Source organism: Lelliottia sp. RWM.1 (genome assembly GCF_016859735.1).
In the GTDB taxonomy this organism is placed as follows: Bacteria; Pseudomonadota; Gammaproteobacteria; order Enterobacterales; family Enterobacteriaceae; genus Enterobacter.
In genome coordinates, this window is the sequence record NZ_WLVC01000013.1 from 20478 (window position 1) to 47248 (window position 26771).

General features: G+C 50.7%; 31 protein-coding genes, 1 pseudogene and 1 other annotated feature. Of the genes and pseudogenes, 15 read left to right on the top strand and 17 right to left on the bottom strand.

Annotation, left to right across the window (positions count from 1 at the left end; genetic code table 11):
• The first annotated feature begins 5 nt into the window (after positions 1-5).
• The gene (gene leuE, locus GF617_RS11870; protein WP_181619674.1) at positions 6-641 is read left to right on the top strand and encodes a leucine efflux protein LeuE; all 636 of its coding nucleotides are present in this window, start codon (positions 6-8) and stop codon (positions 639-641) included.
• A gap of 31 nt (positions 642-672) precedes the next feature.
• Here leuE and GF617_RS11875 read toward each other — a convergent pair whose 3' ends face one another.
• On the bottom strand, positions 673-969 hold the full coding sequence (locus tag GF617_RS11875; RefSeq protein ID WP_181619673.1) for a YciI family protein: 297 nt from the start codon (positions 967-969) through the stop codon (positions 673-675).
• A gap of 221 nt (positions 970-1190) precedes the next feature.
• Here GF617_RS11875 and tonB point away from each other — a divergent pair, with 221 nt between their 5' ends.
• Positions 1191-1910: a TonB system transport protein TonB gene (tonB, locus tag GF617_RS11880; RefSeq protein WP_203451758.1), complete on the top strand. Its 720-nt coding sequence runs from the start codon at positions 1191-1193 to the stop codon at positions 1908-1910.
• A gap of 42 nt (positions 1911-1952) precedes the next feature.
• Here tonB and yciA read toward each other — a convergent pair whose 3' ends face one another.
• From yciA to GF617_RS27110, 4 genes and pseudogenes are all read right to left on the bottom strand, one after another.
• The gene (gene yciA / locus GF617_RS11885; RefSeq protein WP_181619672.1) at positions 1953-2348 is read right to left on the bottom strand and encodes an acyl-CoA thioester hydrolase YciA; all 396 of its coding nucleotides are present in this window, start codon (positions 2346-2348) and stop codon (positions 1953-1955) included.
• A gap of 107 nt (positions 2349-2455) precedes the next feature.
• Entirely contained in the window at positions 2456-2998 is a 543-nt protein-coding gene (locus tag GF617_RS11890) for a septation protein A (protein WP_203451728.1), read from the bottom strand.
• Positions 2999-3057: 59 nt separating this feature from the next.
• Positions 3058-3801: a YciC family protein gene (locus tag GF617_RS11895; RefSeq protein WP_181619670.1), complete on the bottom strand. Its 744-nt coding sequence runs from the start codon at positions 3799-3801 to the stop codon at positions 3058-3060.
• Positions 3802-3826: 25 nt separating this feature from the next.
• Positions 3827-3952: pseudogene (locus tag GF617_RS27110) on the bottom strand (YkgJ family cysteine cluster protein); the annotation flags it as partial.
• Between the two features lie 268 nt (positions 3953-4220).
• On the opposite strand from GF617_RS27110, the gene ompW reads away from it, so the two are divergent.
• The 3 genes from ompW to GF617_RS11910 all read left to right on the top strand — a co-directional run bounded on the left by ompW (position 4221) and on the right by GF617_RS11910 (position 7644).
• The gene (gene ompW / locus GF617_RS11900) at positions 4221-4853 is read left to right on the top strand and encodes an outer membrane protein OmpW (protein ID WP_181619669.1); all 633 of its coding nucleotides are present in this window, start codon (positions 4221-4223) and stop codon (positions 4851-4853) included.
• A 1395-nt stretch (positions 4854-6248) separates the two neighbouring features.
• Positions 6249-7016: a GIY-YIG nuclease family protein gene (locus tag GF617_RS11905; protein ID WP_203451729.1), complete on the top strand. Its 768-nt coding sequence runs from the start codon at positions 6249-6251 to the stop codon at positions 7014-7016.
• Between the two features lie 49 nt (positions 7017-7065).
• A complete protein-coding gene (locus GF617_RS11910; RefSeq protein ID WP_239006443.1) occupies positions 7066-7644 on the top strand; it encodes a GNAT family N-acetyltransferase in 579 nt (192 codons plus the stop codon).
• Positions 7645-7741: 97 nt separating this feature from the next.
• Here the strand turns inward: GF617_RS11910 and GF617_RS11915 are convergent, their stop codons facing one another.
• Positions 7742-8155, bottom strand: a complete 414-nt coding sequence (locus GF617_RS11915) for a hypothetical protein (protein WP_181619667.1) — start codon at positions 8153-8155, stop codon at positions 7742-7744.
• 184 nt (positions 8156-8339) lie between these two features.
• On the opposite strand from GF617_RS11915, the gene GF617_RS11920 reads away from it, so the two are divergent.
• The gene (locus GF617_RS11920; protein WP_309228241.1) at positions 8340-8645 is read left to right on the top strand and encodes a cupin domain-containing protein; all 306 of its coding nucleotides are present in this window, start codon (positions 8340-8342) and stop codon (positions 8643-8645) included.
• A gap of 291 nt (positions 8646-8936) precedes the next feature.
• A complete protein-coding gene (locus GF617_RS11925) occupies positions 8937-9500 on the top strand; it encodes a DUF1440 domain-containing protein (RefSeq protein ID WP_181619666.1) in 564 nt (187 codons plus the stop codon).
• A gap of 116 nt (positions 9501-9616) precedes the next feature.
• On the opposite strand, the gene GF617_RS11930 is transcribed toward GF617_RS11925, so the two are convergent.
• From GF617_RS11930 to yedE, 3 genes are all read right to left on the bottom strand, one after another.
• The gene (locus GF617_RS11930; protein WP_181619665.1) at positions 9617-9934 is read right to left on the bottom strand and encodes a PTS sugar transporter subunit IIB; all 318 of its coding nucleotides are present in this window, start codon (positions 9932-9934) and stop codon (positions 9617-9619) included.
• A gap of 128 nt (positions 9935-10062) precedes the next feature.
• Positions 10063-10296 carry a sulfurtransferase-like selenium metabolism protein YedF gene (gene yedF / locus GF617_RS11935; RefSeq protein WP_049841022.1) on the bottom strand — a complete coding sequence of 78 codons (234 nt, stop codon included), beginning with the start codon at positions 10294-10296 and terminating at the stop codon, positions 10063-10065.
• Positions 10293-11504, bottom strand: coding sequence for a selenium metabolism membrane protein YedE/FdhT (gene yedE, locus GF617_RS11940; protein WP_203451730.1), 1212 nt, complete (start codon positions 11502-11504; stop codon positions 10293-10295). Before yedE ends, yedF begins: the two co-directional genes overlap by 4 nt.
• Positions 11505-11709: 205 nt before the next feature.
• Here yedE and GF617_RS11945 point away from each other — a divergent pair, with 205 nt between their 5' ends.
• A complete protein-coding gene (locus GF617_RS11945) occupies positions 11710-12048 on the top strand; it encodes an SMR family transporter (protein WP_181619663.1) in 339 nt (112 codons plus the stop codon).
• A gap of 1 nt (position 12049) precedes the next feature.
• Here GF617_RS11945 and GF617_RS11950 read toward each other — a convergent pair whose 3' ends face one another.
• Positions 12050-12997, bottom strand: a complete 948-nt coding sequence (locus GF617_RS11950) for a zinc-binding alcohol dehydrogenase family protein (RefSeq protein ID WP_203451731.1) — start codon at positions 12995-12997, stop codon at positions 12050-12052.
• 74 nt (positions 12998-13071) lie between these two features.
• Here GF617_RS11950 and GF617_RS11955 point away from each other — a divergent pair, with 74 nt between their 5' ends.
• Positions 13072-13524 (top strand): MarR family winged helix-turn-helix transcriptional regulator, encoded by a 453-nt coding sequence (locus GF617_RS11955; RefSeq protein ID WP_203451732.1) that lies wholly within the window; start codon positions 13072-13074, stop codon positions 13522-13524.
• 33 nt (positions 13525-13557) lie between these two features.
• Here the strand turns inward: GF617_RS11955 and trpA are convergent, their stop codons facing one another.
• From trpA to GF617_RS11980, 5 genes are read right to left on the bottom strand one after another with little or no spacing between them, the layout of a single operon-like run.
• Positions 13558-14367 (bottom strand): tryptophan synthase subunit alpha, encoded by an 810-nt coding sequence (trpA, locus tag GF617_RS11960; protein WP_203451733.1) that lies wholly within the window; start codon positions 14365-14367, stop codon positions 13558-13560.
• Entirely contained in the window at positions 14367-15560 is a 1194-nt protein-coding gene (trpB, locus tag GF617_RS11965; RefSeq protein ID WP_181619659.1) for a tryptophan synthase subunit beta, read from the bottom strand. Before trpB ends, trpA begins: the two co-directional genes overlap by 1 nt.
• A gap of 10 nt (positions 15561-15570) precedes the next feature.
• Positions 15571-16929 carry a bifunctional indole-3-glycerol-phosphate synthase TrpC/phosphoribosylanthranilate isomerase TrpF gene (gene trpCF, locus GF617_RS11970; protein WP_181619658.1) on the bottom strand — a complete coding sequence of 453 codons (1359 nt, stop codon included), beginning with the start codon at positions 16927-16929 and terminating at the stop codon, positions 15571-15573.
• Positions 16930-16932: 3 nt separating this feature from the next.
• The gene (gene trpD / locus GF617_RS11975) at positions 16933-18528 is read right to left on the bottom strand and encodes a bifunctional anthranilate synthase glutamate amidotransferase component TrpG/anthranilate phosphoribosyltransferase TrpD (protein ID WP_181619657.1); all 1596 of its coding nucleotides are present in this window, start codon (positions 18526-18528) and stop codon (positions 16933-16935) included.
• Positions 18528-20090 (bottom strand): anthranilate synthase component 1, encoded by a 1563-nt coding sequence (locus tag GF617_RS11980; protein ID WP_203451734.1) that lies wholly within the window; start codon positions 20088-20090, stop codon positions 18528-18530. The genes trpD and GF617_RS11980 overlap by 1 nt, the downstream gene beginning before the upstream one ends.
• Before the next feature lie 25 nt (positions 20091-20115).
• Positions 20116-20210 (bottom strand) — a sequence feature (Trp leader region).
• A 148-nt stretch (positions 20211-20358) separates the two neighbouring features.
• On the opposite strand from GF617_RS11980, the gene rnm reads away from it, so the two are divergent.
• From rnm to rluB, 6 genes are all read left to right on the top strand, one after another.
• Positions 20359-21252, top strand: a complete 894-nt coding sequence (gene rnm / locus GF617_RS11985) for an RNase AM (protein ID WP_203451760.1) — start codon at positions 20359-20361, stop codon at positions 21250-21252.
• On the top strand, positions 21249-21869 hold the full coding sequence (locus tag GF617_RS11990) for an L-threonylcarbamoyladenylate synthase (protein ID WP_181619655.1): 621 nt from the start codon (positions 21249-21251) through the stop codon (positions 21867-21869). Before rnm ends, GF617_RS11990 begins: the two co-directional genes overlap by 4 nt.
• Positions 21870-22113: 244 nt before the next feature.
• Complete coding sequence (locus GF617_RS11995; protein ID WP_203451735.1) at positions 22114-22434, top strand: metalloregulator ArsR/SmtB family transcription factor; 321 nt, start codon at positions 22114-22116, stop codon at positions 22432-22434.
• Between the two features lie 53 nt (positions 22435-22487).
• Positions 22488-23777 carry an arsenic transporter gene (locus GF617_RS12000; RefSeq protein WP_181619653.1) on the top strand — a complete coding sequence of 430 codons (1290 nt, stop codon included), beginning with the start codon at positions 22488-22490 and terminating at the stop codon, positions 23775-23777.
• A gap of 13 nt (positions 23778-23790) precedes the next feature.
• The gene (arsC, locus tag GF617_RS12005) at positions 23791-24222 is read left to right on the top strand and encodes a glutaredoxin-dependent arsenate reductase (protein ID WP_181619652.1); all 432 of its coding nucleotides are present in this window, start codon (positions 23791-23793) and stop codon (positions 24220-24222) included.
• Positions 24223-24471: 249 nt separating this feature from the next.
• Positions 24472-25347, top strand: a complete 876-nt coding sequence (rluB, locus tag GF617_RS12010) for a 23S rRNA pseudouridine(2605) synthase RluB (protein WP_181619651.1) — start codon at positions 24472-24474, stop codon at positions 25345-25347.
• A gap of 32 nt (positions 25348-25379) precedes the next feature.
• Here rluB and cobO read toward each other — a convergent pair whose 3' ends face one another.
• Positions 25380-25970, bottom strand: a complete 591-nt coding sequence (cobO, locus tag GF617_RS12015) for a cob(I)yrinic acid a,c-diamide adenosyltransferase (RefSeq protein ID WP_203451736.1) — start codon at positions 25968-25970, stop codon at positions 25380-25382.
• Positions 25967-26728, bottom strand: a complete 762-nt coding sequence (locus GF617_RS12020; protein ID WP_203451737.1) for a YciK family oxidoreductase — start codon at positions 26726-26728, stop codon at positions 25967-25969. The genes cobO and GF617_RS12020 overlap by 4 nt, the downstream gene beginning before the upstream one ends.
• Between the last annotated feature and the right edge of the window lie 43 nt (positions 26729-26771).

Sequence of the window (26771 nt, forward strand, 5' to 3'; positions counted from 1 at the left end):
AAGAGGTGTTTACGGAGTTTGGTGTGCTTAACTTTTGGACATATGTTGTCGGTGCATTTTTTATCGTCTTAGTGCCAGGTCCGAATACCTTGTTTGTTCTCAAAACGGGTATTGGGCATGGCGTTAAAAAAGGGTATCTGGCCGCCACGGGTGTTTTTATTGGCGATGCGGTGCTGATGTTTTTGGCCTGGGCTGGTGTCGCCGCACTGATTCAGACCACCCCGGTCTTATTCAATATTGTTCGCTACCTCGGTGCGTTTTATTTGCTGTGGCTGGGTGGCAAAATGTTGTGGTCGGTTATTACCCGTCAGAATAACGCACATGAAAACGGCACTGAGCCAGCGAGCATGATCATGAAACGCTCGCTGGTATTAAGCCTGACCAACCCAAAAGCGATCCTCTTTTATGTCTCGTTTTTTGTGCAGTTCATTGATGTACGAGCGGAAAATACGGGCGCATCGTTCCTGATCCTTGCGACCACGCTTGAACTGATTAGCTTTATGTATATGAGCTTCCTGATTTTCTCCGGTGCATTTGTCACCCGTTATCTGAAAACCAAAAAGAAACTGGCGAAGCTGGGGAATGGCTTGATAGGACTGCTGTTTGTAGGATTTGCCGCGCGCCTGGCGTCGCTGCACTGAGTAAAAGGCTCCTGAGGGAGCCTTTTTCACATCAGAATACTTTCTTAAACGGTCGTACTGTGACTTTAGCGTAAACGCCTGCTGCGACATACGGATCCGCTTCAGCCCAGGCCTGCGCGGCTTCCAGGGAGTCAAATTCAGCAATCACTGTTGAACCTGCAAAACCTGCCGCGCCTGGATCGTTGCTGTCTACTGCTGGCATTGGGCCTGCGGTTAACAAACGGCCTTCATCATGTAACAGCTGTAAACGAGCCAGGTGGGCTGGGCGTACAGAAAGACGTTTTTCCAGGGAATTTGCGATATCTTCGGCGTAAATGACATAAAGCACGGAGTAGCTCCTTAACCTTTAAAAGTGTCATTTACGTTATGTGAAAGCACAATTGACTGCAATGTAAAGATAACGAGAATGTTAAAACCTTAGTGCTGGCGCGCCTTTTTTGGCCGGTTATGCGCTTAAATTGCGTGAAGATAAAGTGTCTTATTGAATATGATTGCTATTTGCATTTAAAATCAGGATCCGGTTTTTTAACGTTAATGATTATGACTTCGATGACCCTTGATTTACCTCGCCGCTTTCCCTGGCCGACATTGCTCTCCGTTGTCATTCACGGTGCTGTCGTGGCGGGTCTGCTCTATACCTCGGTTCATCAGGTTATTGAAATGCCAGCGCCCGCGCAGCCAATTTCTGTGACCATGGTAACGCCTGCGGAGCTTGAGCCACCGCAAGTCGCGCCGCCACCGCCACAGCCGGTTGTGGAGCCAGAACCAGAGCCTGAACCGATCCCGGAGCCGCCGAAAGAGGCGCCAGTGGTGATTCACAAGCCTGAGCCAAAGCCCAAACCAAAACCGAAACCAAAACCGGTGAAAAAGGTTGAAGAGCGTCCAAAAGAAGAGCGACCTGTAGAGCCTCGTGCCACTCAGGCTGTTGAGAATACGGCTCCGGCGCGTCCGGTGATGAACAGTTCACCGACAACCGCAAAACCAACCGTAACCGCACCTTCAGGTCCGCGTGCATTGAGCCGTAACCAACCGCAGTACCCGGCGCGAGCCCAGGCGTTGCGTATTGAAGGCCGTGTTCGTGTGAAATTTGACGTCACAGCGGATGGCCGTGTTGATAATGTGGAAGTCTTGTCCGCGCAGCCTTCCAACATGTTTGAGCGTGAAGTTAAAACTGCCATGCGCAAATGGCGTTATGAGTCCGGTAAGCCTGGCAATGGGCTCATTGTGAATATTGTCTTCCGCCTTAACGGCGGGGCACAGATGGAATAAAGGAAAAAGCCTCCGCAAGGAGGCTTTTTTTTACCTGAAGGATCAGGCCTGAGGAAGTTGGCGCGGTTTCCCTTGCCCATCGACGGCGACATAAATAAACAGCGCTTCAGTGGCTTTGTAACGCTGACCAATAGGTTCAGAGGCGACTTTTTTTACCCAGACTTCAATATTGATGGAAATCGAGGTGTTGCCGCGTTTCATACAGCGTGCATAGCAGCAGACGACATCACCGACCGCAACCGGCCGAAGGAAGGTCATACCATCAACTCTGACGGTTACGACACGCCCGTGCGCAATCTCTTTTGCGAGGATCGCACCACCCATATCCATTTGTGCCATCAGCCATCCACCAAAAATATCGCCATTGGCGTTGGTGTCAGCAGGCATTGCCAGTGTGCGTAAGACCAGTTCGCCCTGAGGGGCGTCATTTGTTGTCATTATTGATTTAACTCGTAACGGAAGACTTCAGGCGGGATGCTACTATGATTTTCGTCTGGTGAGAATAGGCCAGAACGCCCGCAGAGTGCGCGTTCCGGCCATAAAGATCAGTTCTTGTCGTCCTGAGGCGGCATATGGCGATAAATATAGACGCCGCTCAGGAGCGTGAAGATGAGCGTCAACGCCGTCAGGCCGAAGACTTTGAAGTTGACCCAAATATTTTGTGGTAACCAGAAGGCAATATAGATATTTGCCAGGCCACAGAGTATGAAAAACACAGCCCAGGCGACGTTCAGGCGGGACCACACTTCCTGAGGCAGAGTGAGTTCTTTCCCAAGCATGCGCTGGATCAGCGGTTTTTTCATGACCCACTGACTGATAAGCAGTGCACCGGCAAAAAGGGTGTAGATAACGGTCACCTTCCATTTAATGAACTCATCATTATGGAAGAAGAGGGTCAGTCCACCAAAAACGGCAACCAGCAGAAACGTAATCAGCGCCATTTTTTCGACTTTACGATAGCGCACCCAACTGTAAATCAATACCACTGCCGTGGCGATGATCAGCGCAGTGGTCGCAGCATAAATGTCGTACAACTTATAAAATGCGAAAAACACAACAAGGGGTAAAAAATCAAGAAACTGCTTCATTCTACGATTCCATCTTCTGCGTTGAGCCGGGCGCGAGGACGCGCCCAACCTTCAGGACACTACTGACGAATTAACATATACAGGCGGAACAAGTAGACCAGCAGGACTGCTGAAATCAAGTTGCTCAGCGTATTTGCCACGACTGCACCTACATTGGGTGTTAAGACAGCAAAATTTGGCGCAAACAGCAGCAAAAGCGTTTTGGCAAGCAACCAACTGATAACCGCAGGAGCAACCAGACGCATATTAGACCATGCCAGCTTTGCGCTGTTACGCATTGCCGCAAAGATCCCCATTTTATCCTGCACAACCATAATCGGGGCGAAAGAGAGCACCACCGCCAGTAGTACGCCAGGAACAACAATTAACATAATCCCCATCTGTACCAGCATGGTGGTCAGGAAAATGAGGATAAAGAGCTTAGGAAGCAGCGGCGCGCTAGCACCGATAGCGCGCAGAGCGCTGACACGGTGTCCAGCAGAAACCAGCTGAATCATCAGCAGTACGCCACCTGCGAGAATTGCATTACCGATTAATCCCGAGAAAGTCGAAGCTGCGGACGCGCGTAGCAAGATTTGTTGCTGGTCTGGCGTCATGTTTTGCACCAGTTCAAATAACCCAACACTGCCTGCAAGATGATCACCCTGGCTCAGGCTGGCAATTTGTTCTTCACTCGGTGAAAACGCATGGCCAAGTACCACCGTGATAAACGCACATAGCAATGCGATCAGTAAAAAGGTAATGAACTGATTGCGGAAAAAATTTCCCGTGTCACGGTAGACAGACTTCGCCGTGATAGACATGCACTCTCCTTGAGTATTGCAGGTGTTAATTAGCAGGCGATTGTACACCGGATAACTCCGCGGTGGCAGCATCACGGCTTGTATGGAAAAGCATATCTTTGTAAAGCGACGGTAATCTGATGCTTTCCCGAGCAGGATTATAGGCATCGTTTGCCCACTCATCGTCATGTCACATCAATGGTTCCCAAAAAACATCCTGCAGTTCGCCTTGCCTGGAGACAAGAGACTTTCTTTAAGAATGGTTAAATCTGTAAAAATTGACCTGAATTCAACTTGCTGCTTTTTGATTAGTTGTAAAAAATTAATCCAGATCAATGAATGTTAACTTACTGGTTTTTATGTGATCTGTGTTAGATCACTTATTACTCATTTGTGAGTATATTCACCTCCGCTATGAAAACCACAACGATGGAGCGGATATGAAAAAATTAGCGGTGGCAGCCCTTGTCTTAAGCAGTCTCTCTGGCGGTGCGTACGCGCATGAAGCAGGTGAGTTCTTTATTCGTGCCGGTTCGGCAACGGTGCGACCAACTGAAGGTTCCGATAACGTATTGGGGCTCGGCGGCTTTAACGTCAGCAATAACACGCAGTTGGGGATGACGTTTACCTATATGGCAACAGATAACATCGGTGTTGAGCTGCTGGCGGCGACACCTTTCCGAAACCATGTAGGAACCGGCCCGACGGGTAATATCGCGACGGTTAACCTTTTGCCGCCAACCTTAATGGCGCAATGGTATTTCGGTGATGCCAGCAGCAAAGTGCGCCCATATATTGGCGCGGGTGTTAACTACACCATGTTCTTCAATGAGAAGTTTAACGATACCGGCAAAGATGCCGGGCTTTCTGACCTCAGCCTGAAAAACTCCTGGGGTGTAGCGGGGCAAGCCGGTCTGGATTATCTGATTAACCGCGACTGGCTGATTAACATGTCCGTCTGGTACATGGATGTTGATACCGACGTGCGGTTCAAAGCGGGTGGGGAACAGCAGAGTATCCATACACGACTGGACCCATGGGTGTTTATGTTCTCTGCGGGTTATCGTTTCTAAAACGCATCAGCAAAACGCCTAAAAAGCTGGTCATTACATGGCCAGCTTTTTTTATGCTTTATCGTGCGTTTCATGGTGTGAGCCGTTATTGCCTGACAGATGTGTTCCGTACGCAATATTGGAGGAGGTCTTTACGGTCCTGATGATGACATCTGCCAGAATGATCTAACCGTGGTCAACACAATGACAAAAATAACCGGGAAGAGTCTGTACATTTTACAGGCAATGTCACCAATAATGATTACGAATCAGGAGATACTTAAGATACAGATCTTAATTTAGCTGGATTTTCTGACAGGGAGTTAACGATGCACATGAATCCACTCTTACTGATTATTATCTCCATCATCGTCGTAATGGCTATTTTAGCGCTGATCAATGAAGGGGAAGGTCTCGCCTGGCTCAACATACTCTGGTCTCAGTAATCCGGTATCACAGTGGTGTAATTCGGCTCTCTAAATCAGGGGGAAAACGCTGTCCCATTGCCTCTTTGCTTTGGCTTTCTGGGGAATATATCACACCTAAAGTGTGCCAACCGGGTACGACGGTTACCTCTTTAAAACGTTTTACCAGTATGTCGGGTATGGCAACTCAGCATCACGCTATCGGACCATATACATTTACTTCTGACAACATGCGAGGCCGGAAGGTCAATGAAAATGGCGAAGATGACTAACAGGATAAAGAGGATCAGCGGCAGAGCTATGGCGGTTTTCACGATCTTAACCCGAGAGGTGAACTGTACCGGATAATCTACTATCTGAATGTGACGACTTGAATAACGCGGAGATGGATGAACAGATAAACTGTTCGCAATAAAAAAGGCCGCATTCTGTGACCTCTCATAAAGCAAAATATTACCGATCTTATTATATCCACTCTTTCTGTATGTGTTTGTCATCCGCTCCGTTTCAGAACATAAGAACCGTTACAGAAACGGTTGTGAATGCAATCAGGAGCAACACCATAACCACGATTGCGAACGTCGTTGAATCCTGGATGTAAGTCTTTTCGTCTCCCTTTACCGGGCCAACGAGCATGATCCAGATGAAAATGAATGTAAATGAGATGATGGCGACCGAAATAAAAAACAGACTTTCTCTCAATCCACTCCCTCGCATTATGGGATCAATCCATACCCCTGTTTATGACACTGATATAAGAGATGATAGCGTGTGTCGCACGCGGGTGCTACTTGTACTAATGCTATTCTGCCGTGCGCAGTTTTTGGCGTAATGGCCTCAGAGTTGTCACTGGTCGCTCATCAGGTGGGTCAACAGAGTCAGGGATAACACCGATGCCAGCCCCATTAACACATCAATGTGGGAGATATCAATTGAAAAGAGACAAAGATTGAATGATATTAATATAACATCATGTTGAGGATTAACTGAAATGGATCGTCTGCTTAATATTGGTTTTATAAAAATCGGTTACTGGACGTTGCGGGATGGCGAGTTGCATTATGTAATGACGGAATCATTCAATGATGTCTGTAACAATCTTTATGCGTTTACCTGTGATGGCGAAGTAAAGTATATCGGGAAAACGACAAGATTACTGAAAACAAGAATGTATAATTATAAAAAGCCAGGTCTATCTCAGTCTACCAATATCAAGAATAACGAAAATATTCGTGAGGCATTACGTCAGGATATCGCGGTGGATATACTGGTATTGCCAGATAATGGTCTGATGCATTATGGACAGTTTCATCTCAATCTTGCGGCCGGGCTTGAAGATAGTATTATCAAAGTAATAAACCCCGTGTGGAATGGAGGATCAAAAATTACAGCAGGTGATCCCGTACTTAACGCAGATGTGAGCGAGTGTATTTTCGATGATAACGTGCAAATCGAGGGTGAGCACAGTGCGTATAAAAACCACACATTTAACATGGCGCCAACCTACTGGAAACGGGGATTCTTTAATGTCTCGGTTTCATCATCTGATGAGTTTTCCCATGATGGTGATACGCTTACCATCGTAAATGATGATGGTTCAGTCATACTGACTGCCATTATCAATCGAACAGCGAATAAATCGGGCACACCAAGGATAATGGGTGGCGTTGGATTAAAGAATTTCTTTCAGAAATACTACACCATCGATCAGACTGTCAGTTACAGAATGCTTTCAAAAAACACACTACAATTGAATTAAACACCAGACTGTTCTCCAGGATGGTGTCAGATTGTCACTGGTAGAGAGAATGATCCGTCTGCTCTCTTTATATACGGGCATAAACAGTGTTCCCGTAATAATGACATCTTGCACTAAGGGAAATACGCTCATTATGGTTAATCACGTGAGTTTAAGAACGGCAGAGAATGACCGGCACATTATTGAAAATCTCTTCCGATATTATGTTTATGATCTTGCTGAATATGGCAAGTGGCGGTGCGGGCAGGATGGACAATATCTATTTAATTCCTCTCTGCTTGATCCCCACTGGAGTCGGGACGATCACTGGCCTTATCTGATTTACGATGAGGATGAACTGGCAGGGTTCTGCTTGTTGCGACGTTACCCGTTTGATGTCCGAACCTATGATGTCGACCAGTTCTTCGTTCTTCGCAAGTTTAAAGGGATGGGCGTCGGCAAAGAAGCGTTTCGTCTTGCTGTGACAGAAAGACCTGGTTACTGGCAAACAAGGGTTATGCTGGAAAATACGGCGGCGTTGCGTTTCTGGCGCTCAGCCATTGCCTCTGTCAGTGGGGGCGAGTTCAGGGAAGTCATTCGTAAAGATGATGACCTGGACATGCATTTTATTACATATCAAATCAAATAAATGAACGGTTATCCCGACGGTGGCTGTTCCGGTAAGTTAGCCACGCCAGGATGATTTTTTGATTTTGTTGTATTAATGCAGGAGAGGTTTTTCTCTATCATAAATTTGTCGGTGAAAGACTGAAGTCTCCGGCACTGGCAAAGCTTGCCCGAAAGACCTGTGTTTCGCCTTTGACGATCGTTGAGGCTTGCTCGCTGAGGCCGCCAGTGCAAGCACCTTTAGGGTCTGCACTCACAATATGACGCCCAGGACTAACATACGCCGTGACTTTCTCCTCTGATTCCAGATTGGCGAGATGATTGCCATCGATAGCGATAAGCACCGTACAGAGGCTGCCCATCTTACCTGCATCGCGTTTGATAATAATGGTTCCGGCGTTGGCATCAGCTTGCGAGTAAGCGGTTGTCAGACGCTGCGGGGCTGTGACCTCTTTCGCCTGATTTGTCGGTACTGGTGTGTTTGAGCAGGCGGCGACTGCCAGAGTGACCAACATGATTAAAAGTGGTTTCATTTCATGGTTATCCTGATGATAGGAACAGACACGTTTCGTGTGAGAGATAATATTGCCTGCCTGGATTTTAGTCATGCCCGGCATCTGACTAATCCCAAAAATAGATTACCTTATTATCATTACGAATTTGCGATGAACCCGAAGTGCGTTATCACTATCATTTTCTGAGAACCGCGGGTGTGAAGTGAATACAGGTGCATTGCATAAAATAGCGTTAGATTTACCCGGTGTCTGGAAATCGTTAATAGTGGGCAATGTGGGTAACGCAAACATTAAATTAATCAGGATGGGAGGAGATGGCATTCCTGATGAAACTCATGCCGGATTTGATGAATTGCTGGTGGTTATCGATGGTGAGATGTCGTTAGTTGTTGACGGGGAGTCCTTTTACCTCAAAAGTGGCGATTTTTATCTTATACCCAGAGGCGCTACGCACAGTGTTCCAGCGGGTAGTCTTGGCTCGTTATTACTGATAGATGCTGATAGTTGATTTTTTGAAATGCAAGACAAGAAAATTCTGAATGGAGTGTACGTATATATGCCAGGGTTTTGGGGAAGTCATTTTGTTTGAAATACTAAACACGGAGAGGCGTTCCTCCATTCATCTACACTTTCATACTTATATTTGGTAGGGATGTTCTGGTTGCAATTTTAAAGTTCTAAAATAGAGTGAAAGAATATAGAGAGTATCGAAAAAAGTGTGATCCAGGTCAATGTTAGCGGCGTGTGATTCATTAAGCATTACCACACGCAAATAGAGATAATTCTTTGGTGGTATAACATGGCAGTGAAAGATTTCTTCGTACAAACAGCACCTGGTCGCCGTCGTTATGGCGTTGCTTTTTTTGTCGGTATCATCGCCGGCGTAATGTCTGCGTTTGTGAAATGGGGGGCGGAAGTTCCTCTGCCACCAAGAACCTTCTCGGGTGGTCGAGATGAGTTTAATCCTCCATACCTCTTCCTGCGCGACTACCTCGGTATAGATCCAACGCATACCGTCTATACGTTTTCAGAACATATTATTAATCCGGTAATGGTGACGCACATTATTTTCTCTTTGGTCTTCGCCATCGGATATTGTGTTGTTGCAGAAGTATTTCCTAAGGTTAAATTGTGGCAGGGTGTCTGGGCCGGTATTGTTGCTACCATTGCCGTACACTGGATATCCTTCCCATTACTTAACTTAACGCCTTCATTATTTAATATTCCGGCAGATGAATACATTTCTGAATTGATCGGTCATATTTTCTGGTTCTGGGCTATCGAAATGATTCGTCGTGATCTGAGAAACCGCATCACGCATGAACCTGATGCTGAAGTACCGCTGGATGCAACGTTCCGGTAAAGAACCGGGTGGTTAGTAGCCTAAAACGGCTTAATTCGTCAAAAGCCTCGAATCTGTCGAGGCTTTTGTCTCTATGACGCGTCATTATCGACAGGCTGTTATATCAGGGCACTTTTTTAGTTTATTCCCAGCTCAGGCATATGTTCCAGCGCATACATCAGTACCGTTTCCCCGTCCAGTGACGCATACGGGTAGCTCTCTATAATGACGATGGGCTGCTCTTTGCCAATCTCCTGTAACAGTTCATCAAGCTTATATTGGATGTGTGGTGCAACCAGAAAGCCATCAAACGCGGGGGCGACGCTGGCGAAATTATCCAGCCCCACGGCACTCACCACGAGCGGATAGCCACGTTCATCGGCAACGTGCTGCATTTTCTTTGCAAGTGCAGTCGCGGTATTGCCGAAAAGACAACAAATCAGTATTTTTTTCATCGGTATATCCTCCTGGAAACTCCTCATACACTATGCCTGTGAGGACGATGAAAATGCGAACTACGGCGGTTTTTTAGACGATATTGTGCAGGGCAGGCATGCGCCCTGGAGTAGGGCGCAAAGCAAGGTTATTTCTGAATTAAGTAGCGAATGGTTGGGCCGTCCTGTTGAATATCCAGCACGGTATAACCATGGTTTTGCGCATCCAGCGGAATGTTGTTAATCGACTGCGGGCAGTCGCTCACCACTTCCAGTATTTCACCTTTCTTTAGCTGGGGCAGCGCTTCCAGCGTAGCCACTGCGGGATAGGGGCAAGGCTCACCTACCATATCCAGACGATAGTCAGGAACGATCGTTTTCATGCGACATTCTCCTGTGTGTCAGTTTTGAGGGCAGCACGGCGAAAAAAGCGTTTTTCCTGCGCGATAACCAGCAAGAAGGCAACCAGCAACAGCGCGTAAGTGACGAGTAGACCGCCCAGTGGGCCAAAGGTGTTAAGAAGGTTGACCTTATCCCAGTTGGTGGCGAGAACGGGCGACAGATCATCCCAGAAATACGCCAGAATCGTCGAGCCTATGACGTTACCGAAACCTACCCACCAGTAATGAACCTGGCCTTCAACGGCGCGGTACATCCAGCCCGTTTCACACCCGCCAGCCAGAACAATCCCGAAACCGAACAGTAGTCCGCCAATAACAGCATTCGGGCCCGCCCACATGATTTTGGGTTCAACGCCGAGTTGAACGTAACTGAAAATGCCGATCGCGCTCACGGCCATCCCGGCAATGATGGCTTTTGCCATCATGGTGCGCCCGGTGATCCACATATCGCGAAACGCAGAGGTAAAACAGATTTGTGCCCGCTCAATCAGTAAGCCAAATCCTACGCCGAACAGCATTGCCAGGCCGAGTTTAGGCTGATTCATTGCGGTGCAGATGCCCCAGGCAATCATGGCGATGAAAATCAGCATCCCCATCCGGAAACGGCGACGAGCCTGATCCGGCTTTTGCGTTAACGGTGAAGCCGCGCTGACTTTGACCATTTTTACCGGAATACGAAAGAGGGGCAGCAGCGTAAAGCGTGCGCCAAAGTATGAGCCTATCGCCGTTGCCACAGCAAAGAACCACGCATGCAGAGAAAACTGAGGGATACCGGTAAAGAATGCGGCCAGATTACAGCCCATCGCCAGGCGTGCGCCAAAGCCAGCAATGATGCCGCCGACGACAGCCTGTGCGATGCGAACACGGCTTTTTGGCATTCGAAGCTTCACGTTGTTTGCCCACAGGGCAGCGGCAAAACAGCCGCCAAACATACCGATGATCATCATGCCATCGATACGCGTGAGCGGTGTGCCATCCAGGTGAATAAGCTTAAAGTATCCCCATTCTTCAGTATGGACGCCTGCCAGCTGTAAAAGCTGACCACCCCAGCGGGTAAATTCACCGGTGACGGCCCAGAAGGTTCCGGTAATACCAAAATAATAGGTCGAAAGGATCCCCGCAGCGATAACGGCCGGAACCGGCGACCAGAACTTAACAAGGTAAGTTTGTTTGAAATGTTGCCATGTCATGAGCAAACCTCTGAACTCAGAAGGAAAAAGATGGCTGATAAGCCGAAAAAAGAGTCAGGGATCATACGCCGACAGGCCTGTTTGAAAAGCCTGGAACGCCAAAAGTATCGATACGATCAATTTTGACCTCCCCACAAAGACTGCTCTGTTCCGTCATAAAAGCCCTTTATAATGGTGAGTTTGCTGGCTTTTTATTGAGGATACTATGACACCACAGGCTGTTCTTTTTCTGGCGATTGCCATTGGGATGGAAGTCATTGCGACCACAGCGCTAAAGCTCTCGGATAGTTTCACGCGTCTGCTGCCGAGTATTATTGCGGTTCTGGGATACTGCATTGCCTTCTGGTGTTTGACCATTCCCATGAAAACCATCCCTACCGGTATTATTTACGCTATCTGGTCAGGGGCCGGAATTGTGTTAATTGGTGCTGTAGGCTGGCTGTTTTTGGGCCAAAAACTCGATTTCCCCGCCATCCTGGGCATGATGATGATCATTGGCGGGGTGGTGGTGATTAACCTGTTTTCGAAAAGTGTGGTGCACTGAATTACGGCATCACAAACACGGTTCTCTGTCTACTGTCGTCGCGCGCCCAGGCGTCGGCGACATCTTCCAGCCGCGCAGGTGTTGTGGCAATGGTAAAGCCACCCGGTACGGCCGCCTGCAACATTTCAGCCGTTGCCTGGAGAAGGTCTGCCATGGAAAGGCTGCCAATCCCGCTGCCCATTAACTGAATGGGAGATGAACGAAGTACTGCGCCGGGCAGCGTAATTTCGCCTTCCGATAACGCCCCAACCTGCACAAAACGTACAGGAGAGACTCCGGGAGTGTGTTTAGCTAGCGCCGCCAGCAGGGCGCTTGCGCTGTTACCCCACAGATAGTCAACGACCACGTCAATCCCATTTGCGGCGAGACGCGATAATTGTTGTGTGATAGACGTTGCATCATCGTTTAACAGTACGCTCTCGTCGGCTTGCAGTTGGGCTAATACCTGCAGATTCCGTCCTGTGACGATCACTTTTCCCGCCCCCAGATACCGTGCGATTTGCACGGCGAGTTGTCCGGCGCTTCCCGTTGCACCGTTGACGAGCACCGTTTCGCCCGCCTGAAGTTGCGCCCGTTTCACAAGAGCCGCCCAGGCAGACATGCCGGGGTTTGCCATCGCCGCTGCTGTGGCTGCATCCAGATTTTCAGGAAGAGGAACACAGTGCTCGATAGCGACAGGGACATACTCTGCCATGCTGCCCCAGGGGGAAGGCGGGAACGCGAAATAAACACGCTGACCGTCTGCAGTGATCCCGGTTCCATCAATACCGGTAATAAACGGTAGCGCTCCATCAAAACTGTAGTGTTTGCCGGACGCGCGGCTTTTCACAACATGGCTTATCGCCGAGGCCTGGACATGAACAATATGTTGTCCCGGCTGTGGTGCTGGGCTGGCGGTTTCGGTATACACCGGGCCCTGATTAAGATCGAATACGATTGCAGCTTTCATGAGATATCCTCCAGGATAGAATATGTGTAAAATGCACATAACTGATATCAGCACTATACGCCGCAGGAAAATATATGCAACATGCACATAAATATGACGTCACCGATTTTCACGGTGCATTACTGGATATCATCAGCGTAATGAATCAACCCAAACGGGATGAGATGTTGCTCTCTGAAGCGGGAGTACACCTGGATCAGGCGCTTTTCCCGCTTCTTATTGCGCTGGACCGCTATGGTCCGGTAGGGGTGGTTGAACTGGCTGACGGGCTGGGACGCGACTACACCACGGTGAGCCGGCAGGTTAAACGGCTGGAGTCACATGGGCTGGCCGTGAAACAGGCGCACGAGAAAGATAAACGCATTACCAGCGTTACGATTTCCCCGGAAGGAAAAGCACTCACCATGAGAATTGCGGATGCGCGCATGACGCTGATGAATCAGATTTTCAGCAACTGGAAGGCGCAGGACGTCAACGATCTGTTCAGACTGGTTCGCCAGTATGCCGACAGCATCAAAGGAGAGTAACCGTCTGGCGGGCTCGCCAGACGGTCAGAGGGGTCAGGCTTGACGTGTTGCGGCTTTCATGACGGTGGCGAAGGCTTTCAGTTCAGACAGCATCAGCTCCGGTTGATCAACGTTCTTCTCGATGATTTTCACGATAGCAGAGCCGGAAATTGCCCCTGCGGCTTTGGCATCGATTGCTGCCTTTACCTGCTCAGGCGAAGAGATACCGAACCCTTGCAGCGGTGGGGCTGCATGGTATTCCGCCAGTTTCTCCACCAGATGGTGCAGCGGCAGGGCCGCTTTGTTCTCCGCCCCGGTCACGCCAGCCCGGGAGAGCAGGTAGGTATACCCGCGCCCAAATGACGCAATCTGGCGCAGCAGTTCATCATCCGCATTTGGCGGGCAGATGAAAATTGGCGCAACGTTATGGCGCATTGCAGCCTGACGGAACGGAGCGGATTCTTCAATCGGTACGTCGGCAACCAGCACAGAATCTACGCCGACGCGTGCGCACTCGGCATAAAACTCATCAATACCGCGGTTAAAAACCAGGTTGGCGTACATCAGAAGACCTATCGGGATCGTCGGGTGCTTCTGGCGAATAGCGGCCAGCATCTCAAAACATTGCGTCGGGGTGACACCCGCCGCAAACGCACGCAGGGTCGCATTCTGAATGGTCGGGCCATCAGCCAGTGGGTCAGAGAACGGGATACCTAATTCCAGTGCATCGGCTCCCGCTTCAATCAGCGTATCGATAATTTTCAGGGATTGCTCTGGGCCTGGGTCGCCAAGCGTCACGAAAGGAACGAATGCGCCTTCCTGGCGGGCTTTCAATTGTGCAAATGCGTTATCATAGCGTTCCATCAGATTTCCCCTCGTGCTTTCAAAATATCGTGAACGGTGAAGATATCTTTGTCACCGCGACCGGAAAGGTTAACCACCAGCAATTGCTCTTTTTCCGGATTTTCTTTGATCATTTTCAGCGCATGCGCCAGGGCGTGAGAGGACTCCAGCGCCGGGATGATCCCTTCGTGGCGACACAGTGTTTTAAAGGCTTCCAGCGCTTCGTCATCGGTGATGGAGACGTAATCCGCGCGACCAATACTGTTCAGGTAGGCATGTTGCGGTCCAACGGATGGGAAATCGAGGCCGGCAGAGATGGAATATGACTCTTCAATCTGGCCTTCGTCGGTCTGCATCATCGGTGACTTCATACCGAAATAGATCCCAACGCGACCATGTTTGAGGGGCGCACCATGTTCACCGGTTTCGATGCCGTGACCAGCAGGCTCAACACCGATCAGGCCCACACGAGTATCATCGATGAAATCGGCAAACATGCCGATGGCGTTCGAGCCGCCACCCACGCAGGCAATGACTGCATCAGGCAGACGACCTTCTTTTTCCAGAATCTGTGCTTTTGTCTCTTCACCGATCATACGCTGGAATTCACGCACGATAGTCGGGAACGGGTGTGGGCCCGCAGCGGTTCCGAGCATGTAGTGCGCGGTGTCATAGCTGCCAGACCAGTCGCGCAGCGCTTCGTTACAGGCATCTTTCAATGTGGCGGAGCCGCTGTGTACCGGGATCACTTCTGCACCCATCAGACGCATACGGAAGACGTTTGGAGACTGACGTTCTACGTCCTTAGCGCCCATGTAAATGCGGCATTTCAGGCCGAGCAGGGCACTGGCAAGTGCAGATGCCACACCGTGCTGGCCCGCACCGGTTTCTGCGATGATTTCGGTTTTCCCCATGCGTTTGGCAAGCAGCGCTTGGCCCAATACCTGGTTGGTTTTGTGCGCACCCCCATGCAGTAAATCTTCACGTTTGAGGTACAGCGTGGTTTTCGTGCCTTCGGTCAGGTTGCGGCATTTGGTCAGTGCCGTCGGGCGGCCTGCGTAGTTTTTCAGCAGGTCGGTAAACTCAGCCTGGAATGCCGGATCTTTCTGCGCACTCACGAACGCCTCTTCCAGCTGGCGCAGGGCAGGCATCAGGATTTGCGGGACGTACATCCCGCCGAACTCACCAAAATAGGGATTAAGTAATGTTGTCATCTTCTCTTCCTTAATATGCACGCAGCGTCTTAAACACCGAGGCCAGCTTGCCGGCATCTTTGATTCCCGGCTGGGACTCTACGCCTGAATTGAAATCGAGGCCTGCGCAGCCGGTTTTGGCGGCTTCTACGCAGTTATCCGGGCTCAGTCCGCCCGCGAGCAGAACATTGTCCAGTACTTCACCGTTAAGCAATGCCCAGTCAAACCGCTGGCCTGTACCGCCCTTGCCGTTGTCGAGCACGTATTTATCAACATGATTCAGATTACGGGCTGGCAGTGTTTCGCCTACGCTCTGCGCTTTCCAGATTTGCACCTGTGGGGCGAGAGCTGTACGCAACGCGTTGATATAGTTCTGATCTTCATCACCGTGCAGTTGTACGGCGCTCAGGGATAAGGCTTCCGCTTTGGCGGTAATCTCGTCGATAGCCGCGTGACGGAACACGCCCACATAACTCAGTGGTGCGGCAGCGATCACCGCGCGTGCCTGGTCTTCGGTGACTGCGCGAGGAGACGATTCCACAAAGATCAGACCACCGTAAATAGCGCCCGCTTCATAGGCCGCGAGGGCATCTTGTTCACGGGTCAGGCCGCACACTTTGTTCTCACCCAACAGCACCCGACGTACGGCAGCATTGAGATCGTCATAGGCCATCATGGCTGAACCAATCAGGAAACCATTGGCAAAGTGGCTCAACTCACGTACCTGAGCGTAGCGGTTAATCCCGGACTCGCTGATCACCGTCACACCGGAACCCAGACGCGGGGCAAGCTGACGTGTGCGGTTAAGGTCGATGGAGAGATCGCGCAGGTCGCGATTATTGATACCAACGACTTTTGCCTTCAGGGCGATAGCACGCTCCAGCTCTTCTTCGTTGCTGACCTCGGTCAACACACCCATGTTCAGACTGTGCGCAACCGCCGAAAGTTGGCGATACTGTTCGTCATCAAGCACTGACAGCATCAGCAGGCAGGCGTCAGCCTGGTAAAAACGCGCCAGCCATATCTGATACGGGTCGATAATAAAGTCTTTGCACAGAATCGGTTGTGGTGCGATCTGGCTGACAATCGGCAGAAAATCGAAACTGCCCTGGAAGTATTTTTCATCCGTCAGCACAGAGATGGCTGACGCATGGTGTTTGTAGATACCAGCAATACGTGCCGGGTCGAAATCGTCACGGATAACCCCTTTTGACGGGGAGGCTTTTTTACACTCCAGGATAAACACGGTACGCGCACCCTGCAGGGCGTCATAAAAACGACGGCTGCTCGGAATAACATCATTCTGAAAACTGGCGAGCGGTTGTTGTTGTTTACGTGCTTCAACCCAGATGGCCTTATCGGCGACGATTTTTGCTAAAACGGTCTGCATTATTTACCCTCTTGCCGCAAGTGCGGTAACGCGATCGTAGGCTGCACCGGATCGCAGTACGGCGATAACTTTTTGTGCGTTGGCCTGCAGGTCTTCCTCACCGTGCAAACGCATCAGCATGGCGACGTTGGCGGCAACAGCAGCCTCATGGGCGGCTTCACCTTTACCTTGTAGTAAGCGGGTGAGAATGTCACGGTTTTCTTCGGGTGTTCCGCCAGCCAGCGCGTCTTTATGGTATGGCGCTAAGCCGAAATCTGACGCTTCAAGCTGATAGCTCTGAATCTCCCCATCACGCAGTTCTGCGACCAGGGTCGGCGCGTGGAGGGAAACCTCATCCATACCACCGCTGTGCACCACTGCGGCACGCTGATAACCCAGAACACGCAAGGTTTCAGCAATCGGCAGCACCAGTTCCGGGCTGTAAACACCGATCAGCGCCAGCGGAGGATGCGCCGGGTTAATCAATGGCCCCAGTACGTTAAACAGCGTACGGGTCTTAAGCTGCTGGCGTACCGGCATTGCGTGGCGGAATCCCGTGTGGTATTTCGGCGCGAACAGGAAGCACACCCCTAAATCATCCAGAGCTTCGCGTGAGCGCTCGGCTTTCATGTCCAGGTTAATGCCGAAGGCAGCCAGCAGGTCGGAAGAACCGGAGCGGCTGGAAACACTGCGGTTTCCGTGTTTTGCCACTTTCATACCACATGCTGCGGCAACAAAGGCACTGGCGGTAGAAATGTTGATACTGTTGCTACCATCACCACCGGTTCCGACGATATCGGCAAAGGGGTAATCCGGACGCGGGAACGGTGCGGCATTCTCCAGTAATGCGGTGGCGGCCCCGGCAATTTCCTGTGGGCTTTCACCACGTACTTTCATGCTGACCAGTGCGGCTGCAAGCTGTTCAGGTTTCAGTTCACCGCGAACAACGGCCGAGAAGAGTTGATGGCTCTCCTGCTGGCTCAGCGTCTGCGCCTGATACAGCTTCTCCAGAATCGGTTGCAGAGTGTTGGTCTGCTCCAGTTTTTGTAACGCCCAGTTGAGGGTTTGTTCCAGCAAACGAGCGCCATTAGAGGTCAGGATCGATTCTGGATGGAATTGCATGCCACAGACACGATCCGCATCGTGACGAACAGCCATTACCATGCCTTCAAAGGAGGCGTTAATGGTCAGCCCCGCCGGGATATTGCTGCCGACCAGTGAGTGGTAACGCGCAACAGGCAGCGGGTTTGGCAGCCCCGCGAACATCGCTTGTCCATCATGTTCAATGCTGGAGGCTTTACCGTGCAGGATCTCACCCGCCTGGCCGACATATCCGCCGTATGCTTCCACAATCGCCTGATGCCCCAGACAGATACCGATAATCGGTAATTTTCCGCGCATACGGGTCAGTAATTCAGGCATGCAGCCCGCTTCGCTTGGTGCACCAGGGCCCGGAGAGAGCATCAGTACCGGATTTTGCATGGTTTCCAGACGTTCAATCAACGTCTGAGCCGGAACATGGTTGCGGTAGATAACGACGTTGTGACCATTTGCACGCAGCTGATCTGCCAGGTTGTATGTAAAAGAGTCGATGTTATCGAGCAGCAGAATGTCAGCCATCAGAAAATCTCCTGTGCATGGTGTGCGGTTGCGATGGCGCGCAATACCGCGCGAGCTTTACTGCGTGTTTCGTCAGCTTCGGACTGCGGAACAGAATCAAGAACAATGCCCGCACCGGCCTGGACGGTGGCAATGCCATCTTCCACGTAGGCAGAACGAATCACGATGCAGGTATCGAGGTCACCGTGGGCGGTAAAATAGCCCACTGCGCCGCCGTAACTGCCGCGACGGCGACCTTCTGCTCCGGCAATCAGCTGCATTGCGCGTACTTTTGGTGCGCCGCTCAGCGTGCCCATATTCATGCAGGCACGGTAGGCGTGAAGCACATCCAGGTCGTGGCGGAGTTCACCGACTACGCGGGATACCAGGTGCATCACAAATGAATAACGGTCTACTTTGGTTAAATCCGCGACATAACGGCTACCAGGGGTGCAAATGCGTGCCAGGTCGTTACGTGCCAGGTCGACCAGCATCAAATGTTCGGACATCTCTTTATGGTCGGTGCGCATTTCCAGTTCGATACGGCTGTCGAGATCGCGATCCAGTGTTCCATCTGTGCGACGGCCACGAGGACGCGTCCCGGCGATAGGGTAAATTTCAATCTGGCGGCTGGTGGCATCATATTTCAGCGAGCTTTCCGGGGATGCGCCAAACAGGGTGAAATCGTTGTCCTGCATAAAGAACATGTAAGGGCTTGGGTTGCTCTTTTTCAGAACATCGTAAGCGGCCAGCGGCGACGGGCAAGGCAGCGAGAAACGGCGAGAAGGAACCACCTGGAAAATTTCACCAGCACGAATCGCTTTTTGCATCTGACGCACGATTGCACCGTACTGATCGTCAGTCTGACTCACGTCACACTGCATCTGCTCAACGCGTTGAACAGGCAAGGCCGGAGGTTCTTCGGTCATTTGCTGCTGCAGTTGCGTGATACGATGCTCAAGCCGTTTTTTCTCCGATGCTGACGGTGTAAACAGGCTGGCCTGGATGCGGGTGTATTTTTTCTGATGGTCGATCACCAACAAGGTTTCGGCCAGATAGAAGCAGTAATCCGGGCAACGGTTGCCTTGTTCGGTTTCCGGTAAATCCTCGAAACCCGCCACCAGGTCATAAGCAAACAACCCACCGAAGAACATGGCTTCGCGTTCATCTTCAGGAACTGACACCAGCGTTTGCAGCAGACGGAAAGCATCGAAAACAGACAGCGAACACAGACGCGCATCCTCATCCAGCAACTGGCTGACCGGAGGGAAGTGCAGTGTGCGCATGTCAGGATGGTGTTCATTCTCAATGCCGGCAGGCAATGCTGCATCCAGCAGCGGCAGCAGTGCAGCGCCATTTTCCGATAATGCTTTAATGGTGACAGTGTCACCTAGCGCAGTAATACGCAGCGCACTGTCAACCAGCAGCAGGCTTTTCAGATCGTCTTTACTGTCGATATCAGCAGATTCCAGAAGTAAGGTTGCCGGACGCGCGCCGCAGACCTGGTGAAACAGCGCGGTTGGGTTGTGGCGATAGGCCGCCTCGCAGGTCAGCAATTCGAGGGTAGGTTTGGCTGTTTGCATTGTGTTGTTCTCATTTATTCTGTTCAAAAAAAAGCCCGCTTGGGAGCGGGCCTGGTATCTGAATGCGTTATGCATACGTGTGACACTGCCCGATAATCAGGAAGTGCGCCACCATCCGTGCAGAGCGTTATGTGTTGTCATTTTCAGATACCTTTCTCGTGTGAACTTACGTACTAGTTAACTAGTTCAGCGGTCTGTTGTCAACCCTTGATTTCAGAATTTCGCAGCAAGTCGTTATCATAGGGTTTTAGGATGTCTCTAACCTGTGATGGGAACCGCTTTGAGCGAAACAACTTACGCCGTGATTTATGATTTACACAGCCATACACAGGCCTCAGATGGCCTGTTAACGCCTGAAGCACTGGTTCATCGAGCCGTTGAGATGCGTGTCGGCACGCTTGCCATCACCGATCATGATACAACGGATGCTATTCCGGCGGCTCGGGCTGAGATTGCCCGCAGTGGATTGCCGTTAAATCTGGTGTCTGGCGTAGAAATCTCCACCGTCTGGGAGAACCATGAAATTCATATTGTCGGTCTGAACATTGATACAGAACACCCGGCAATGCGCGCTTTTTTACAACAGCAAAAAGAACGTCGTAATTTACGAGCTGAACTGATTGGGGAGCGGCTGGAAAAAGCCCATATTCCTGGTGCATGGGAAGGGGCGCTGCAATTGGCCAATGGTGGGGCCGTAACGCGTGGACACTTCGCCCGTTTTCTGGTGGCTGCGGGTAAAGCGAATAATATGGCGGACGTCTTTAAAAAGTATCTGGCGCGGGGGAAAACCGGATACGTTCCTCCACAGTGGTGTACAATAGAACAAGCTATTGATGTGATTCATCATTCTGGTGGTAAAGCGGTGCTGGCCCATCCGGGACGGTATAATCTTTCTGCTAAATGGCTGAAAAGGCTGCTGGCGCACTTTGCCGAATGCGGTGGTGAGGCAATGGAAGTTGCCCAATGCCAGCAAGCCCCCAATGAGCGAGCACAGCTTGCGGCATACGCCCGTCAGTTTGGTCTTCTTGCTTCACAAGGGTCGGATTTTCATCAACCTTGTGCGTGGATAGAACTGGGGCGCAAGCTCTGGCTTCCTGCAGGTGTTGAGCCTGTCTGGCAGCTCTGGGAACAGCCACAGCAACTTGAAGAGAGGGAAGTATGAGTCAGTTTTTCTATATTCATCCGGATAACCCGCAACCGCGTTTGATTAATCAGGCCGTTGAGATTGTCCGTAAAGGTGGCGTTATCGTCTACCCGACCGATTCTGGTTATGCGCTGGGCTGCAAAATCGAAGATAAAGGCGCAATGGAGCGTATCTGCCGCATTCGACAACTGCCGGATGGGCATAACTTTACGCTGATGTGTCGCGATCTTTCGGAGCTCTCCACATATGCCTATGTTGATAACGTGGCGTTTCGCTTGATCAAAAACAACACGCCTGGCAATTACACTTTCATCCTGAAAGGGACGAAAGAAGTGCCGCGCCGTCTGTTACAGGAAAAGCGCAAAACGATTGGTATGCGTGTGCCATCAAACCCGATTGCCCAGGCACTGCTCGAAACACTTGGCGAACCGATGCTCTCGACCTCGCTGATGCTGCCGGGCAGTGAGTTTACTGAGTCCGATCCTGAGGAAATTAAAGATCGTCTGGAGAAGCTGGTGGATTTGATTATTCACGGGGGGTATCTCGGTCAGCAACCAACAACCGTGGTCGATCTGACAGAAGATGCGCCTGAAGTCATTCGTGAGGGCGTGGGCGATGTTAAACCCTTCCTGTAACACCTGCCGGGGAAGATAAACTCGATTTAACCGACTGCGTTGCTTTGCGTTTGCAATATTTCTAAACGCAAAGCAACGTGTTATCACTTGCCTCTTTTCCTCTGCGTCTGTAAGACGCTTTCCCTTTCGTCATCGCAATCACAATACGTGTCATGGCCAGCAACAGGCGGTATGGTATTACTGCTTTTATTTTTTACATATATGAATTAACATATGTGTAAGATTTTCACTGGAACTGTTTTATATGCAGCCTGTTCAACTTTTTAAACTCCTTGCGGATGAAACGCGCACGACAATTATTCTGCTTTTACGGGAAGCTGGCGAGCTCTGCGTGTGCGAACTCTGTGCGATTACCGGTCAATCTCAGCCGAAAATCTCCCGGCACATTGCTTTACTGCGTGACGCTGGGCTGGTTCTGGACCGTCGCGAAGGAAAATGGATCTATTACCGGCTTTCTCCGCATATGCCCGCGTGGGCAGCATCTGTCATCGACAGTGCATGGAGCAGTCATCGGAATGAAGTACGCGCATCGTTAAAGAACGTCAGTGCCGAAACCTGCTGCTGAATGACAAAACATATACGCTAAATCAAATGTAAATAGTAAGGCAGGAGACCGGGATGTTATTGGCAGGCGCTATTTTTGTATTCACCATCGTGTTTGTCATCTGGCAACCTCGAGGCCTTAGCATTGGCTGGTCGGCCTCATTGGGTGCTGTTCTGGCTCTGGTCTCAGGGGTTATTCAGATCAACGATATTCCCGTTGTCTGGCACATTGTCTGGAATGCGACTGCGGCTTTTATCGCCGTCATCATTATCAGCCTGTTGTTGGATGAATCAGGTTTTTTTGAGTGGTGTGCATTGCATGTGGCCCGGTGGGGAAGGGGGAGCGGGAGGCGCTTATTTTCATACATTATCTTGCTGGGCGCTGCCGTTTCCGCGCTTTTCGCCAATGACGGCGCTGCACTGATCCTGACACCGATTGTGATAGCCATGCTGTTGGCGTTGGGCTTTAGCCAGGCAACGACCCTGGCGTTTGTCATGGCGGCAGGATTTATTGCTGATACGGCCAGTTTGCCGCTTATCGTCTCGAACCTTGTGAACATTGTTTCTGCTGACTTTTTCAAACTGGGGTTTAGCGATTACGCTTCGGTGATGGTTCCGGTCAATCTTGCTGCTATTGCGACAACACTCGCGGTTCTGCATCTCTTCTTTCGCCGTGACATTCCAGCCGTCTACGAGCGCTCGCGGCTGAAAATACCGGCAGACGCCATAAAAGATAGCGCAACGTTCAGGACCGGGTGGATAGTACTCCTTCTGTTGCTGACGGGCTTTTTTGTTCTGGAGCCGATGGGGATCCCGGTGAGCGCTATTGCTGCAGCAGGGGCTTTCATTCTCTTTCTGGTGGCGAAACGCGGTCATGCAATTAACACAGGTAAAGTACTCCGTGGCGCGCCCTGGCAGATTGTCATTTTCTCGTTAGGGATGTACCTGGTGGTTTATGGTCTGCGCAATGCAGGACTGACCGACTCCCTTTCTGGCATGCTGAATCAGCTTGCGAGTAAAGGGATTTGGACTGCGGCACTGGGAACCGGCTTTCTGACAGCATTCCTGTCATCTGTCATGAACAACATGCCTACCGTACTGATTGGTGCGCTCTCAATTGAGGGCAGTACCGCTTCCGGCATAATTAAGGAAGCCATGATCTTTGCCAATGTGATTGGCTGCGATCTGGGCCCCAAAATCACGCCAATAGGTAGCCTTGCCACATTACTTTGGTTGCATGTTCTTGCTCAGAAAAACGTCAAAATAAGTTGGGGTTATTATTTCCGGGTTGGCGTTGTTATGACGATACCTGTGTTGTTTGTTACCCTCTGCGCGCTGGTTCTCCGCCTGTCGATTTCCCTCTGATACGAGAAACGTTATGACTGATATCACCATTTACCACAATCCAGCCTGCGGAACCTCCCGTAATACGTTGGCGTTGATTCGCAATAGCGGTGTTGAACCTACGGTGATCCTTTATCTGGAAACGCCACCGGATCGGGATACGCTCAGGAAATTGATCAGCGCCATGGGGATCAGCCCACGCGCGCTGTTGCGCCAGAACGTGGAACCCTACGTCGAGCTTGGTTTAGCCGAGGAGCGGTTTAGTGATGAAGAACTTATTGAAGCGATGTTGAGCCATCCGATTCTGATTAACCGTCCTATAGTGGTGACACCATTAGGGACAATGTTATGCAGACCCTCCGAAGTCGTCCTCGATATTTTGCCTGATCATCAACGGGGGGCGTTTGAAAAAGAAGACGGTGAAAAGGTCGTTGACGATGCTGGCAACCGACTGATTTCAAAATAATCAGTAGAGATTAGATGTCTTCAGCACAGGGCGCGCGCGTGAATAACTGAGCGGGCGAAACTTGTTGAATCATTTAGGCTAAAATTCATGTAGTATGTGCGCCCACGATTCATAACGTGTGGCGTATGGTTTGCCGCACGTATGTAACATGCAAGAGTTATATAGCAGTGAGTTACGTTAATATTTTTCCAACTCATTGTTTTTGAAAGTATATAAGACGCCTGTGAAGGCGACATCTGAGGAAGCTCAATGAGCGAGAAATTACAGAAAGTGCTGGCGCGCGCCGGCCACGGTTCACGCCGTGAAATTGAAGCAATTATTGAAGCCGGTCGCGTGAGTGTGGACGGTAAAATCGCCACGCTGGGCGATCGCGTTGAAATCTTGCCTGGACTGAAAATCCGTATTGATGGACATCTCATCTCGGTTAAAGAATCCGCTGAGCAGATCTGCCGCGTATTGGCGTATTACAAGCCTGAAGGTGAACTCTGTACCCGTAATGATCCCGAAGGTCGCCCGACAGTGTTTGACCGTTTGCCGAAACTACGTGGTGCTCGCTGGATTGCCGTGGGCCGTCTGGATGTAAATACTTGTGGGCTGCTGCTGTTTACCACCGATGGCGAACTGGCAAACCGTTTGATGCACCCAAGCCGTGAAGTTGAACGTGAATATGCTGTGCGTGTCTTCGGCCAGGTCGATGAAAACAAACTGCGTGACCTGTCACGTGGTGTCCAGCTTGAAGATGGTCCTGCAGCGTTTAAAACGATCAAATTTACCGGCGGTGAAGGCATTAACCAGTGGTACAACGTCACGCTGACCGAAGGACGCAACCGCGAAGTACGTCGTTTGTGGGAAGCCGTGGGCGTGCAGGTGAGCCGACTGATCCGCGTTCGTTATGGCGATATCCTCTTACCGAAAGGTTTGCCGCGAGGCGGTTATACCGAGCTGGATTTAGAGCAGACCAACTACCTGCGTGAACTGGTTGAACTGACGCCGGAAACCGCCTCTAAAGTGGCGGTTGAGAAAGACCGCCGTCGCATGAAGGCGAATCAAATCCGCCGCGCAGTGAAACGCCATAGCCAGGTGAGCACTAATCGTCGCTCGGGCAGCCGTAATAACAACGGTTAAAATGAAAAACCCGGTTATTTCGACCGGGTTTTTTAGTAATCAATACCAATTTGCGCTTTGATACCTGCATCAAACGCGTGCTTAACCGGACGCAATTCGCTTACGGTATCCGCAATCTCCAGAATGTCCCGATGGCAGCCCCGTCCTGTCACAATTACCGTCTGATGAACCGGACGACGCTGCAATGCCTCCAGTACGTCATTTAGCGGCAGGTAGTCATAGGCCACCATATAGGTAATCTCATCCAGCAGGACCATGTTTAAGGCCGGATCAGCCAGCATTCGTTTCGCATGTTCCCAGACCGCAAGACAGGCCGCGGTGTCGGTTTCACGGTTTTGCGTGTCCCAGGTGAAGCCTGTCGCCATCACCTGAAATTCCACGCCGTGCGGTTCCAGCAGGTTTCGCTCACCGTTTGGCCATTCACCTTTGATGAACTGGATGACACCCACTTTCTGACTGTGACCCACGGCTCGCGTGGCTGTACCAAATGCCGCTGTTGTTTTCCCTTTACCATTGCCGGTAAAAACAATGATGATCCCACGCTCATCCGTGGCTGCAGCGACGCGGGCGTCGACCTGTTCCTTCAGACGTTGCTGGCGTTGCTGATGACGTTCTTCACTCATTGTGAAATCCCCGGTTTACGACCTGGTTGGGCATCAAATGTCATGCCCGTTTTACGGCGGCTGTCGTCGCCCATTAGCCAAAGATAGAGCGGCATAATCTCTGCCGGAGTTTTGAGTTTTTGCGGGTCTTCCTCAGGGAATGCACTGGCACGCATTTTAGTGCGTGTTCCGCCGGGATTAATGCAATTTACCCGAAGATGGCGACTTTGATACTCCTCTGCCAGGACTTGCATCATGCCTTCTGTGGCGAATTTGGATACCGCGTAGGCTCCCCAGTTCGCGCGCCCTTCGCGGCCAACGCTGGATGAGGTAAAGACCAGGGAACCAGAATCTGAGTTAAGTAATAAAGGAAGCAATGCCTGTGTCAGGAAGAATGTTCCGTTAATGTTGACCTGCATAACGTGCTGCCAGATTATGGGATCTTGTTCATCCATCGGCCGAACCTCGCCAAGAAGCCCGGCATTATGCAGAACGCCATCAAGGCGGGGGTAATGCGCGGCGATACGCTGTGCAAGCTCCTGACATGATTCCGGCGTGCAGGTTAACAAATCGAGCGTATACCACGATGCGGGCGCGCCGCCTGCATTTTCGACTTCTTGCACCACATCCCGCAGTTTTTGCTCATTACGACCAAGCAGGATAACGCTGGCCCCGTAGCGTGTGTATGTGAGGGCGGCCTCACGACCGATGCCATCGCTGGCCCCTGTCACAAGAATGATCCGGTTTTGCAGTAGATTTTTTTGCGGTTGATAGTGCACGGTGACTCCTCTGGAACACTGCGCATAAATTGCGCCTGCTTTT